Source organism: Paraglaciecola sp., assembly GCF_030730205.1.
Classification (GTDB): Bacteria; Pseudomonadota; Gammaproteobacteria; order Enterobacterales; family Alteromonadaceae; genus Paraglaciecola.
Genome location: NZ_JANQVQ010000173.1, coordinates 1 through 13364, shown reverse-complemented (window position 1 = coordinate 13364; position 13364 = coordinate 1). Strand labels below are relative to the sequence as shown.

Sequence of the window (13364 nt, the reverse complement as noted above, 5' to 3'; positions counted from 1 at the left end):
CCAAGAATTTGAGCTGTTAAATGGCAATAACTTGATGTTGGCTTAACCAGATCTCGGGTTAAATAGGTTGATGGTTATGTACCTGCGTGTACTGATTGTCCTCCTTGCGCCAATTCACTGCCAAAAGACGCAGATGAATCGCCACGGTTACCCTTTTTTGCATTTAAGACTCGGTAGCGCGGCGTGCCACGCACACCGCTGGTAGGCCAGCCCCGCAGGCTCCCATTAAGAGCCAAGCCCGACTCATTAGAGCCGGGCATTTTTCGTTCTAGGGCAAGATAGTGGAGAGCTGCGAGTGACGGGCTCAACACCTGAGCGTACCGTGTGTCCTCCTTGCACTGCTCCACCGCAAAAAAGACGCGGTTGTACTAGCACGTTATACCATTTCGGCTTAAGTGTTACTCACCTCCAACCAGTCTCTATTGCACATTTTGACAACACGTTTTAGGTCACTAAAAAAGTCATTCAAGCGGTAGTACAAGCGTCGAGTATCTCGTCATAGGATTCAAACAAAGATTGGCCAAATTAGGCTGCTAAACAATTGATAAAAACCAACCAATTAGCTAATTAAACTACGTTAAATTTATTAGCTTAGTTAAGCAAAGAATGAAGGCAAACGCCAAGCTATAAGCTTGGCGTTTGTCGAGCGATTTAAAACGCTAGCGACATAGACACCCGCACCGTGCGAGGTTCGAGCACATGATAATGAATATCATCAATTTCATTACCACTTGGCTCATTGGCAAGTCTTGATGAATAGTAGTAGTCGATATCATGATCGTTACTGTCGAATATATTTAAAATATCCACCTTAAATGTAAGATCATCCATGGTATAGCCGACTCTTAAGTTGGCCACTGTGGTCGGGTTGGATTTCACCGTTGCATCTTCAATCAAAGGGCGTTTACCAAAGTAACGAAGGCGCAAACTGCCGAACAAACCGTTATCAAATTGCGCACTTAAACCGGCCTGTAAGACATTGTTTATTGCGCCAGGTATATGATTACCTTCCATCGCTTCATCAGTAAATTTGGCATCGGTGTAGGCATACTCTAAATCCGCTGTCAGATAGGGGTTTATCCTGTAGTAGGCAGTTAATTCTAAACCTTGACGTTGTGACTCACGACTTGCCTCAGTATTACCTGCATCACCAACAAACAATAATTCGCTGTCGAGTTTTAATACCCATAAGGCCACGGAGGTATTGAGTTGCTCACTAATATGCCCACGAAGGCCAATTTCATAGCCCAAAGAAGCGACCAGAGGGTCAACTGGCGCGATATTCGTTCCATCAAGTGGGTCAACCTGAGCTATGGTGCCTCTTGCGTCGTTAGAGTGGAAACCTTGACCAATGGAACCGTAGCTTTCCCATTCGTCATTCAAGGTATAAATCAAACTAGCTTTTAAAGAGGTTATATCGTCGTCTTTTTTGCCACGATTGTCGCTAATATCAATTCCATAATAATTAGTACTGATGAGACTATTTACATCAAAGTTGAATGTATCGTAGCGCAAACCAACTTGTGTTCTGAGTCTATCGCTTAGTTGGATTTGGCTTTGCCAATATAAACCGATACTTTGCTCGTCTACTGCGTCACTGCGGATCGCCCCAAGGCGAGCACGTTCATTAGTCCGGTAAAGGCCGACTTCAGCGATGTCGTCTACGCGCCACTGCACACCGAATTTATGTTGCGCTGTGTTGCCGCCAAGCTGGCTATTAAATTGATAACTCGCTTCACCACCATATATCAGACGATCGTCCACTTGTTCAAATTGATCACCCTGAGTTTCATCATCCAAAAAATAAGTAAAATTTGACCATAAGTCGAGATCATAGCTTATTGCGTAAAAGGACAGTTTGAGGTGTTCATTCTGCCACTGAGTATTGATGCTATAGCGGCTACTTTCTCCCCCTACAGTGGTATCCAAAGAGCCAAGTTCATCAATCAAACCTTGTTCAACTGCCCGCTGTGGAATTTGGTCTGCACTGTTCCAACTATTGTCATAAGCCATGCCTGAAATACTAAAGTCACCGCCCGCTATCTTGCCCGAATACTTAAGTAACAAATTGAGTTTATTTAGGTCCTCGTTAATGTCGCTCCAGGGGCCGTCGTAACGATTCAGCTCTAGGCCCCATAACACCTTACCTGAACCGGTATCTACACTGTCGACCGCCGCTAATCTTTGATAGTTGTTTTGGCCAAGAGTCAACTCCGCACTACCTTGTTTAGTTTGACTTTGGGTAATTAGGTTAGCGCCACCTGCGCCGCTAAAGTCGCCATTTTCTGTGTAATAAGCCCCTTTGTTATAGGCGATACGTTCAATGGTTTCAGGAATAATAAAATTAAGATCCGTATATCCCTGTCCATGGCCGTGGGTGCGCATATTGACCGGCATATCGTCTATAAAAGTGGCGAAGTCAGTGCCGTGGTCGAGGTTAAAACCACGTAAAAAATACTGATTGGCTTTGCCCGTTCCACTGTGTTGCGTAACCACCATGCCTGGCACCCACTCAAGTATCTCTCCGCTACGCAACATGGGGCGAATTGCAATCTCGCTGGCGTTTACTTCTCCCTGAGAAGCCGACAGGGCTGTACCAATTAAGTTACTTCGCTGCTGCTGTATGGTTAAGGTTTCTATTTCAGCTTCTTTTTTTTCCATATCTGAAGCAAATGCTTGCGAACAGCCGGTGGAGTAAACAAACACGGCAAGATATACTGCTTTCGTTTTTGAAGTCATGTTAAGTCCTTTGTTAGCTAACTCACCTTGGATTGTTTTCATTTAAAATAAAAAAAGTGCATCCAATGTGTTGTGATGGACGTTAGTTTAAATACCTAAAGGAATACCGATAAGGGCTCGGTTTTGAATATAAATAATCGCGCAGCACAATTAGCCACATTTTTTGGCATCAAACAGAAACCGGCTCGCATGCCAGTACTAGGCAGTCGAGAATTAGAAGTGCTGGAGCTATTTTGGGCGAGGGCGCAAAATAGCTTATCGGTGCAGCAATCGTTGGATTTGTTGCAACAACAACAAGGCGAGTGCATTGGCCTAAATACTATGCAAAGCACTCTTGAACGCTTGTACCGTAAAGAGCTGCTGTTACGAGAAAAACATGGGCGAGCTTTTGTGTATCGCGCAGCCTGCGCGAAGAAAGAAGTGATACAACGTTTATTTCATGATATCGCTGAAGACATGACCAATGGCGATATGTTGCCGATGATATCGGGTTTTATGGAATATATCGCTACACAAGATCCCGCTTTATCGACACGCCTCGAAAGTGCCTTGCGGCCCTGCCAAGCCGCTAGCTCTGCAATTCAGGCTAGCACTGAAACCGAATGATCGATATCGTCGCCACTCTCGGGCAAAGTGTTTTCAGTGCGTTTTGTCTGTTGTTGTTTGCCTCTTTGATGAGTAGTTTTTTATACCCTATTTTTCAGCGTGTTAATCAAAGACTGCCTACAAATCACCAGTCGCTGGCAACCTTGTTTTTTGCTCTAATGGCACCTCTAAGTGCAATTTTAGCTGTCGTGGTACTCACTCATCCAGCCATTGCTGCAACCATCGTTTATGCTCATTGTCATGGTACAAGTTGCATACCTCATGTGCCTGCGCCCATTACGAGTTCTTTTTCGGGGGCCGTGTTGGTAGCCTTAGCTGCTCTTGTTTCATTAATCGTTATTTATTTGATGAGCAAAACCCTAAAGTTAGCCAGCCGCAGACAAACTTACCTAGAAGCCTTGTCTCAACCCGGTGAAAAAAGTGCTAGTAGTGCCTTTGCGCACTACAGACTTATAGAGTCAGATGCTCTCGCTGCATGGTGCGCTGGTTTGTTTTTTCCTCGCGTCTACATTTCTACAGCCTTAGTAAAAAAATTAACAACTGAGCAGTTGCACGCAGTTTTAGCCCATGAATATGGTCATGTTATGAGGCGCGACAATTTACGCAAGTTGCTTCTGAAATGGGCAAGTACATTTTGGGTGCCCAAAGCAAAGCATAGTTTACGACACAAGTATGCCGCGCAAATGGAAGAGCTAGCTGATTGTGATTCAGCCACAATTACTGGACAAACAGAATTAGTCAAAGAGGTTTACGCGATGTTTCGCTCATCTGACGAAGTAACGCAGGGCATTTATCAGCATCGTCATGTGTCTACTGGCAATACCGCGGAAATGACAAGTGCAGCGCGTTTCTCGGTTGTACTGGTTTATCTATTGCTAGCGTTACTCTTTGTGGTGTTAACGCTTGGTTTAACACTAGTGGCGCACGGATTACTCGAACAGTTATAGTGCTACACACACCTAAGTCTTGTTATTAATAACCTGTAAGCTCTAAAAATCCTGTACCTGTGTGAGTGCCAGTGACGCTGACCATGCCTTCATAATAGGCCATAAGGGCGGGATTCCATTGGTCGTTTTTGGTTGTTTTAACCGCAATATCGACACCAAACTGCGGTATATTAACATGCCAGTACAGCGGTAATTCTAGTTGGTTTACTGCAATCATCGCACGGGGTGTTAGTGATAAATTCTCTTCTGTGAGCAGCGTTTGTTTCCCGTCAGCGTGCACCAAGGTGCCGGTAATATAAGCTGGCTGGTCTTCAATGCGCATCCTAAAGGCCATTAACTTACTACCATCGTCTAAGTGCAAAGACAGCCAATCCCAGCCCAGTGTTTTACTATCAACCAGTTGTGAGGTCCATTCATGATCAAACCAGGCTTGTCCACTGAAGGATACGTGGTGCTTATTATCTGTAGAATGGGCATTCTTAAAGGTAAACTCACCAGTAATATCGATAAACGGATTAGAATAGTAGTAGGAAGCATAGGCTCCGTCGGCCGATTTGATGCTATAGCCTTTATCACCTTGCAACACAAAAGGGCCGTTTTGCTGCAACGTTGCCGAGACTGCCATAACAGGATTGCCTTGCTCGTTTTGAGTTATTAGCGGGAGAGTAAACGTTAAGTTTGCAGGCAGTAAGGCCTGCTGTTCACTTACAATTTGACTTGAGTTAGTCCAAGCCCAATCGTCAATAGTTAACGCAAAAGGGGCTAGGTTTACCCCTGCATTACCCACCTCACCACGGGCAAATTTTTCCGCAAACCAGTGTGAATCTAGGCTATTAACCGATGCATGTCCCATATAAATCTGATTGTTTGCCCAAGCAGAATGCCCAGCGCTGTGGGTTGGGTTTCTAAAGCGAAATAAGGTCCATTGCAAGCCATAGAGTCGACCTTGTTCGTCTTTGACATTTGCGGTCAGATACCACCACTCAATATCAAACAGTGGGTGTTCATTGTGATCATCGGGAAAGCGAACAGGGTAGTTTGCCACAACTTGTTGGCCGAGAGTTTCTGGTGCTGAGTTTGCAGGTAAGCCAAGGCGCTTGCTGCGTTCAGCTACCGCCTTTGGCGTTTTTGCTTGAGTATATCCCCCTTGTTTAATTAGCACAGTGCTAAGAGCTATCCCAAAGCTTACCAGCACGACGATAAGTCTATTTCGAGTTAGTTTAACCATCTGATATCCTCGATAAGGGGTTTACGGCTGGCTTTAAATGTGGGTATTAGTATGATGAGCAGTACTACGCTTAAACTAACAACATAAATATTCAGTAAGGTAAATACGTCAACTTTAAGAGGATACGTCCACTGAAAGGCGTGGTAATTGACGTCGTTAATTAATACCCAGCTAAGCAATATACCAAAGGGGGTAGCAAAAATTAATGCGACGAGACATAACAGTAAAAACTGAAATAGCCCCATGATTTGCAGTTTAAATCTCGAGACACCTAAACTTCTTATCAGCATATTTTGCGGCTTTAGATCTTTGCTTAATACCACAATGGCACAGGCTAAAGACAATGCCGCCACTAATAGAGTGACTACGTTTAAGCCGTCGGTAATTAAAAAGGTTCGATCAAAAGTTTGCATTGACCTTGCTAATAACTCTGCAGTTTTGATTAGGTTATTTTGCACATCAATACCGTACGAACCAAGTTTTAAGCTAAACGCCTTGATTTGCTCTGGGCTGCCCTCAAGGGCATAAAGAGATGAAGCAGAAAGCTTTGCGTCAAAGCTGCTGATAGGCAATAGAACCTGTTTATTGGGGCTACCAAAGTCGTACACCACACCTTCGATTTTATAAGATGTAAGTTGTTCTGATATGGGGTGTGATAGACGAACAGTGTCGCCAAGGCCAACGTGATAATAAAAGGCAAATTGCTGGTTAACAAATACGCCCTGATGGTTTTCAAAGTTTTGCCATGCCTGCGTTTTATCATTTATCTGATAAAAGACCATGGCGTGTTTAAAGGTATCGGTGCTGGGGTAGCTATATAGCTGGATGCGTAAACCTTGATAGTCAATGTACTTCTCATATCGTTTACTAATACCAATATTTTCTTGTTTCGCGAGTTGGCTAAGATCTGTATCGCCGGTGTAATACAAATAATAGTCTGCCACCAAGCGAGTATCTAGCCAGCTCAATGTGGCTGCACGAAAACTATCTACCATTAAATTCATGCCAATATTACTGGTTGCTGCAATAAAAAACGCACAGCAGGCAATTTTGGCCTTTGATGAAAGCGCGATGCTTTGTTTAACACTAAGGCGAAGTAAGACTAAGCGTGCTGGGATAAAACGGCAAAAGATCGATAACATAGCCGAATAACTGATAAGTAAAAGTGCACATCCACATAAAATCAGACAAGCAACGGCAATTAATAGCAGCCAAAGTTGAGTGGCAAAAGACAGCAATAAAAAGCTAACAAGTGCCAAAAGCAGGGCAAGTCCAAAGGTGACTATTTGCCACTGTCGTTGTTGCTTGCTACCTAATGGCGGTGTTTTAACATGGCTTAATGTTTTATTGAGTTGTATAACAGGCAAGGCGAGGGCTGCGAGCGAGCCAAGTAAGCTAATAGCTAATACCTGAACGAATAATGACCAAAACGAGACATGCCCAAATCCGACATCTACGTTATACAGGTTTGCTAAGGTGGCTTGTACGGTAGGAGAAACGAGATTAGCGAGGTATATTCCCAGTACTATTCCTAGACTACAGGCCACAAGGTTAAGGAGTACTAACTCGGCTATTTGTACCATAAATACGGCTCTGCGACCTATCCCTAATTGGCGACTGATTTTAAGCCAAGGCATTCTTGCATTGAGCAGTAAATTAACGGCGTTGAGTACAATAAATAAACACACCACAAACATCAGCAAGGCCATGGCGAATAAATTGAGGTGAAAGCTCTCAGTTAACTCACCTTGTTGCTCACCTGATGTCATAGCAAGCACCGTAAGGTGCTTGGGCAGTTGCGCAGACAACGAGCTTAATCGTGCATCATTATGTTGAGGCGATTGGCTCACCCATAGCAAGCCACTAAGCTCAGCCTCAGGGAGTAGGCTAAAATAGCGGTTAATATCAAGTACCACATCATTACCTAAGCCTGCATTATCAAAGGCTTGTAGCCTAGGTAAAATAGGGCCTTGCGGGCTGTCTAAGGTTAATTTAGGATTTGTTGTACCACTAGCTGGCGCTAAATTGGCGAGTAAACGTGGATGACTAAAGGCGACATCACTTGAAAATGCCAAGCCCAGTAAATTTACGTCAGGGGAAGTTTGCTTGCCTTGCATGCCCTGTTGAAACCCCAGCATGGTCAATGCGCTAACAAAATCTATCCCAGTAACAGACACTCTGTTGACGAGTCCCAATGCATTATTGTGGTAAATACGATGTTTGCTAGTGGCATAAGCCACTAATTCATTAAATCCGCGTTTTTTTAGTTCTGCGTAATCTTGTTTGGTGAGTTTTTGGCTTGAATTTACGGCCACAATTTGATGACTAACATTAGGCAGTAAATAAGTATTGTCTTGTTGGTAACTTTGCTTGGCACTGTGATTGATGATTAGTACGGCTGATAAACCGCTGGTGGCAATTATTAGAGCACCCATTAACATCAGCACACTAAATTTTGTTTGCCGGTAGCTTTGCAGCAGTAAACGGGCAAAGTAAAAATAATCGGTGTTGATGTTCATCGCAATTATTTACTACTACTTAACTGCAGGGCGCCATTCACCAAGCGATATTGATAATCTGTTAAGTTGGCAACTTTTTCGCTGTGGGTGACTAATACCAAAGTGGTATTTAATTGTTTGCAGGTATCTACTAATAAGCGGCTAACGATTGCAGCATTTTTATGATCGAGGTTTCCTGTGGGTTCGTCGGCTAGTACCAATTGAGGTTGGTGTGCAAGGGCGCGGGCAATGGCAACTCGTTGTTGCTCTCCGCCTGATAATTGTTCTGGCAGTTTATGTTTATAAACGGCAATCCCAAGGGTGCTTAACAAACCTTGCAAATAGCTGGGATCAAGTTTTTGACTAAGGTGCGCTGGTAGCAGCACGTTTTCATAGACAGAGATGCAATCAATCAAATTGTATTTTTGAAAAATAATGCCTAATTGGCGTTTTCGATATTCATCTGCTTGTGATTCACTCAAGTTGAGTAAATTGAAGCGCTGCTCGCCGCTTTGCACGATCAGTTCGCCGCTATCGGGTTTATCGAGAGTGGCTAACAAGTGTAAAAGAGTGGATTTTCCTGAGCCAGACTCACCTTGTATTGAAATACTGGCGCCCTGAGCCACTTCAATACTTAGATCTTGCAAAATAAGCCGTGTTTCTTCGGCGTCTTGGTAACTTTTATACAGATTTTTAATGCTTAACATGTATTCTTCGTATGTAAAGTAACAGAGGCTATCTGCTTGATGGGTTTAGCCTAGCAAAAGAATACGTGGTTTGGATAATTAAAGATTTTAAATTTACTGTAGATTTAAAGGTACAAAAAAAGGCGCTGATTAAGCGCCTTCTTTAGGTACAACAAGCTATTATTCAGCACTTGTCTTTTTAGACAAAGCAGTAAAACGTTTGTTGAATTTCTCGATACGACCACCGGTATCAACGTTACGTTGTTTGCCAGTATAGAACGGGTGGCAAGCAGAACATACGTCCAAGTTCAATGGTTTTTTAAGAGTAGAACGAACTTTGATTACGTTTCCGCAGGCACAAGTTGCAGTCATTTCTTGATAATCGGGATGAATACCTTCTTTCATGGGGTTACCTCTCAGTTAAGGCCGTATCGCTAACCAACCCGAAGTTGGACACCATACGAAAATTAAATTCAAATAGGAAGCTTTGTGGCTTGCCGCAAAGTGGCGCGCATATTAATGTACCTGCCTCAAGTGATCAAGGGCTTTGCTGCTTTTTACAGCAATAATGCCGCTGAAAACCCCGGTTTTGTGTTTTAAAGTGAGTTAGTAGCAAGTTAGATGACAATTCTGCGTATCGCCCTGCCTATTCCTAAACGGCAACTATTTGATTATAGCTATCAAGGCCCAGCGCCAGAGCTTGGGGTGAGAGTGCAAGTGCCCTTTGGTCCCAGAACCATGGTGGGGTTGGTGTGGGAAATTGCTGACACTTCGCAGTGGCCAGAAGCTAAACTCAAAGCGATTATTCAACTACTCGATGACAAACCGGTATTTAATACTACACAAATCAAATTGTGTAATTGGCTTGCCACTTATTACAAGCACCCTATTGGCGATGTGGTTCAAACGGCCTTACCTGTGGCATTACGCAAAGGGGGGAGCAACGAACCTAAGCTGCTGCAATATTGGACGGTGACTGACTTAGGCCAACAAACAGACCTCAATGACTTATCCCGCGCGCCCAAGCAACAAGCCTGCTTAGCACAATTAAAGGCAGGCGAGTTAGAAAAATCACAGGCTAATCAGCAATTTGGTCCAGCAAGTTTAAAAACTCTGGCTGCCAAAGAATTCATTACCCTTATAGAAAAAAAACGAGAGCAACGTGAACCATGGACAAAACAAATTTGCATTAGCGATAAACCACAGGCCAATACTCAACAAGCCTTGGCCATTAGTTGCATTGAAGCTAGCATCGGTAAGTTTGCCAGTTTTTTGTTAGAAGGCATTACCGGCAGTGGCAAAACTGAAGTGTACTTGCAGGCTATTGAATCGGTATTACTACAAGGCCAGCAAGTACTGATTTTAGTGCCTGAAATCGGCTTAACCCCGCAAACAGTTTTTCGTTTTAAACACCGTTTCGGCATTGAGGTTGGTGTATTGCATTCGGCCCTGACGGATAACGAAAGATTAGCGGTATGGCAACAAAGTGCAGCGGGACAACTGGGTTTAATTATCGGTACCCGTTCAGCCATTTTTACTCCTATGCTCACGCCCGGTTTACTGATTGTTGATGAAGAGCACGACGCCTCATATAAACAGCAGGATGGGTTACGTTACCATGCGCGCGATTTAGCGGTTATGCGAGCCCACACCGAGAATATTCCGCTAGTACTTGGTACCGCAACGCCCGCCTTAGAAACCCTCAATAATGCCTTAACAGGCAAGTATCAGCATTTACATCTGCCCTTGCGTGCCGGTAATGCCGTGGTGGCCAAACAGCAGGTGTTTGATATTCGTCAGCAACCGCTCGAATTTGGTTTAGCCAAAGGCATGCTTGAACGCATCGCCTTGCATTTAAAACAGGGTAGTCAGGTGATGCTGTTTATAAACCGTCGGGGCTACGCTCCAGCGTTGATGTGTCATAGTTGTGGGCACGTTGAGCAATGCCACAGCTGCAACAAACCTTTTACTTTGCATAAGAGTTTGCACAAATTGCAGTGCCATCACTGTGGCGCGGCCAAAGGTATTCCCAAAGCCTGTGAAAATTGCCATTCAAGTGAATTGACTTCGCAGGGCGTGGGCACAGAGCAACTTGAACAAGGTTTAGCGGGGTATTTTCCGCAATATAAAAGTGTGCGTATCGACAGCGACACCACCCGTGGTAAAAACAAACTCGATAAGATGCTTAACCTTATCAACAACAATGAATACCAGATTTTAATTGGTACGCAAATTTTATCGAAGGGTCATCATTTTCCGAATGTGACCTTAGTGGTGATCATGGATGTGGATGGCGCTTTGTTTAGTGCTGACTATCGCGCACCAGAGCATTTGGCTCAGCTGATTACGCAATTAGCAGGCCGGGCAGGCCGGGCGCAGAAGCCCGGCGAAATGTGGTTGCAAACCCATGATCCTGCTCATCCTTTATTACAAGACTTGATTAATAATGGCTACGGTCATTTTGCGCGCTATGCTTTGTTAGAGCGTCAGCAAGCCAACTTGCCCCCCTACACTTACCAAGCCTTGTTTAAAGCACAGGCCTTAAGTGCTCGCGATGCCCACGAATTTTTACAGCAGATTGCCGACTTGTTTAATCATGAAGCTAGTGTTGCTTGTTTGGGACCAATTCCCGCCTTAATGGAAAAACGCCAAGGCCATTATCGCATGCAGTTGTTATTACAAAGTCAACAACGCAGCACCTTGCAGCAAGCCATTAACCAACACATTAATCAAATAGAAAATCTAGGTTTAGGCCAAAAAGTACGTTGGGCTTTAGACATCGACCCACAAGATTTTAGTTAATAAGAATTCGGATTCATTATTGTGATCATACTGCGTGACTACCAAAAATCAGATGCCCCATTATTGGTTGAGTACCTTAATGATCCTAAGGTGCTGCGTTATTTAACCAGTAGCATTTCTTCGCCCTTTACTGAAAAAGAAGCCCGCTGGTGGATTAAAGACGGCACTTTAAATAAGTATATTCGCGCCATTGAATATAAAGGTACTTTTGTCGGTACGATTGGTGCAGTGCGCGAAGAGTTTGAACGGTCTCGCTCAGCCGAAGTCGGCTACTGGTTGGCCACCCCTTACTGGGGTAAAGGCATCGCTAGTGAAGCGCTACAACAATTTAGCCAAAACCTATTTGAGCAAACAGACTTAGTTCGTTTGTTTTCACAGGTGTTTGAAGGTAATAAAGGCTCGTTGAAAGTACTCGAAAAAAACGGTTTTGAACTCGAAGGACGCCTTAAAAAAGCGGTCTACAAAGACCATAAATTTTGTGATGCGTTTTTGTACGCCAAAATCCGCGATAACATACATCTATAAATAACAGTTTCTGGGTGCCAATATTTCCACATTAATACATTATTATAATTGGTCGATAGTAAAATCATTAAAAAATGACGAGGCAAAGAATTGAAAGCGTTATTCATTACAGGTTCAAATCAATATGGTGTGTTAAGTCATTTTCTATCTGAAATGAGAGCAGACTTAGCTTTATTGGATATTGAAACTGACCAATTGGATGTAGCCAATGAAGAATCGATAAAAATCTCCTCAACAAATTTAAGTGAGCTAAAAAATTACTCCTTCATTGTGAGTATAAATGGTATGGGTTTAAGCACTTCAGTAGGTGGGATTACTATTGATGAATACTCAAAAGAACACAAAGTATATGTTTTGTTGGTTGACCATCCTCTGCATCTAATGACAAGGTTTATTGGTAGTAATGTCACAGTCTTGTGTATCGATCAAGAGCACGTAGGTTTTTGTCAGTTGTGCCAAATTGACGCTATTTATTTCCCCCATGCAGTGGCGGAAAGTCATTTGAGCACAAACAACTTCATTAACTTTGAAAACAAAAGTAACGAGATTATCTATCCAGTTTCATATTTCAATATAGATTTTTATCGTGAAAAGTTAAAACCAGTATGGAATCAAGTCGGCTCTGCGTTGGAGCAAGCGACCAGTATTACTCGTTTTTTACAAAATATAAGTGTGCTACCAATGGGTAGTAGGCCCGCAACAGTTCCACTGAACGAAAATATAAGAAGAATTTCAGTTTTTGCAGACTTTTTCATCCGAGCTAAATCAAGATTACTTTTTCTCGAAGAATGCGAAGAAAACGACCTCGTATTGACCGTAATCGGCAACAATAGCATGAAATATCAAAACGCGTTTCCCACTCACAAATATGAAGAAAGCGTACGGTTTGATGATTTAAAAGAACGTATGCGCGAGTCAAAGTTTGTTGCTCATAATTCACCTGGATTTGAACTGGGCCTGCATGAACGAGTTGTGGTGCCTCTATCCTTGGGAACGCTACCACTGACTCCAGTCAATTTTATTAAAAAGACCTTCGGAGAGTCTGCAGTCTCATTTCAGCAAGCCAAGACCTTAACCCACGGCGAGTACACAGAAAGACTTCACATGGGTTATAACAAATTATCTAAAGAGCACACTTGGCGCTCACAGTGGGCGCCGCTAATTGCTGAACTCTAATGGAATTAATAAGTTTTGAGACGATTGATAGAGCAATCAAAGGATATCTTCATATAACAAGGCCATTATTACGCTAACAAAACTGTTCCAAAACAGCTAAACTACTGTTTTTTTATCCAGTTAATTTTTTATGATCCTCTATATCGCCGAAAAACCG

At 43.2% G+C, this 13364-nt stretch carries 11 protein-coding genes; 5 read left to right on the top strand and 6 right to left on the bottom strand.

What is annotated here, in order from left to right:
* Nucleotides 1-74: 74 nt before the first annotated feature.
* A complete protein-coding gene (locus tag NWQ57_RS11920) occupies nucleotides 75-260 on the bottom strand; it encodes a hypothetical protein (protein WP_306022373.1) in 186 nt (61 codons plus the stop codon).
* Between the two features lie 391 nt (nucleotides 261-651).
* Nucleotides 652-2739, bottom strand: a complete 2088-nt coding sequence (locus NWQ57_RS11915; RefSeq protein WP_306022372.1) for a TonB-dependent receptor — start codon at nucleotides 2737-2739, stop codon at nucleotides 652-654.
* A gap of 123 nt (nucleotides 2740-2862) precedes the next feature.
* Here NWQ57_RS11915 and NWQ57_RS11910 point away from each other — a divergent pair, with 123 nt between their 5' ends.
* On the top strand, nucleotides 2863-3345 hold the full coding sequence (locus NWQ57_RS11910; protein ID WP_306022371.1) for a BlaI/MecI/CopY family transcriptional regulator: 483 nt from the start codon (nucleotides 2863-2865) through the stop codon (nucleotides 3343-3345).
* Nucleotides 3342-4292 carry a M56 family metallopeptidase gene (locus NWQ57_RS11905; protein WP_306022370.1) on the top strand — a complete coding sequence of 317 codons (951 nt, stop codon included), beginning with the start codon at nucleotides 3342-3344 and terminating at the stop codon, nucleotides 4290-4292. Before NWQ57_RS11910 ends, NWQ57_RS11905 begins: the two co-directional genes overlap by 4 nt.
* Nucleotides 4293-4317: 25 nt before the next feature.
* Here the strand turns inward: NWQ57_RS11905 and NWQ57_RS11900 are convergent, their stop codons facing one another.
* The 4 genes from NWQ57_RS11900 to rpmE form a co-directional block, all read right to left on the bottom strand.
* Nucleotides 4318-5520 carry a lipocalin-like domain-containing protein gene (locus NWQ57_RS11900; RefSeq protein WP_306022369.1) on the bottom strand — a complete coding sequence of 401 codons (1203 nt, stop codon included), beginning with the start codon at nucleotides 5518-5520 and terminating at the stop codon, nucleotides 4318-4320.
* Nucleotides 5508-8039, bottom strand: a complete 2532-nt coding sequence (locus tag NWQ57_RS11895) for an ABC transporter permease (RefSeq protein ID WP_306022368.1) — start codon at nucleotides 8037-8039, stop codon at nucleotides 5508-5510. Before NWQ57_RS11895 ends, NWQ57_RS11900 begins: the two co-directional genes overlap by 13 nt.
* A gap of 5 nt (nucleotides 8040-8044) precedes the next feature.
* Nucleotides 8045-8725, bottom strand: a complete 681-nt coding sequence (locus NWQ57_RS11890; protein WP_306022367.1) for an ABC transporter ATP-binding protein — start codon at nucleotides 8723-8725, stop codon at nucleotides 8045-8047.
* Between the two features lie 159 nt (nucleotides 8726-8884).
* On the bottom strand, nucleotides 8885-9109 hold the full coding sequence (gene rpmE / locus NWQ57_RS11885) for a 50S ribosomal protein L31 (protein WP_306022366.1): 225 nt from the start codon (nucleotides 9107-9109) through the stop codon (nucleotides 8885-8887).
* 216 nt (nucleotides 9110-9325) lie between these two features.
* Between rpmE and priA the strand changes: the two genes are divergently transcribed.
* The 3 genes from priA to NWQ57_RS11870 all read left to right on the top strand — a co-directional run bounded on the left by priA (nucleotide 9326) and on the right by NWQ57_RS11870 (nucleotide 13207).
* The gene (priA, locus tag NWQ57_RS11880; RefSeq protein WP_306022365.1) at nucleotides 9326-11506 is read left to right on the top strand and encodes a primosomal protein N'; all 2181 of its coding nucleotides are present in this window, start codon (nucleotides 9326-9328) and stop codon (nucleotides 11504-11506) included.
* A 21-nt stretch (nucleotides 11507-11527) separates the two neighbouring features.
* Nucleotides 11528-12031, top strand: a complete 504-nt coding sequence (locus tag NWQ57_RS11875; protein WP_306022364.1) for a GNAT family N-acetyltransferase — start codon at nucleotides 11528-11530, stop codon at nucleotides 12029-12031.
* 90 nt (nucleotides 12032-12121) lie between these two features.
* A complete protein-coding gene (locus NWQ57_RS11870) occupies nucleotides 12122-13207 on the top strand; it encodes a hypothetical protein (protein ID WP_306022363.1) in 1086 nt (361 codons plus the stop codon).
* The last annotated feature ends 157 nt before the right edge of the window (nucleotides 13208-13364 follow it).

Coding starts and splice junctions, on each gene's coding strand:
- NWQ57_RS11920 (WP_306022373.1), bottom strand. CDS start 260: ATGCCCGGCTCTAATGAGTCGGGCTTGGCTCTTAATGGGAGCCTGCGG.
- NWQ57_RS11915 (WP_306022372.1), bottom strand. CDS start 2,739: ATGACTTCAAAAACGAAAGCAGTATATCTTGCCGTGTTTGTTTACTCC.
- NWQ57_RS11905 (WP_306022370.1), top strand. CDS start 3,342: ATGATCGATATCGTCGCCACTCTCGGGCAAAGTGTTTTCAGTGCGTTT.
- NWQ57_RS11900 (WP_306022369.1), bottom strand. CDS start 5,520: ATGGTTAAACTAACTCGAAATAGACTTATCGTCGTGCTGGTAAGCTTT.
- NWQ57_RS11895 (WP_306022368.1), bottom strand. CDS start 8,039: ATGAACATCAACACCGATTATTTTTACTTTGCCCGTTTACTGCTGCAA.
- NWQ57_RS11890 (WP_306022367.1), bottom strand. CDS start 8,725: ATGTTAAGCATTAAAAATCTGTATAAAAGTTACCAAGACGCCGAAGAA.
- rpmE (WP_306022366.1), bottom strand. CDS start 9,109: ATGAAAGAAGGTATTCATCCCGATTATCAAGAAATGACTGCAACTTGT.
- priA (WP_306022365.1), top strand. CDS start 9,326: ATGACAATTCTGCGTATCGCCCTGCCTATTCCTAAACGGCAACTATTT.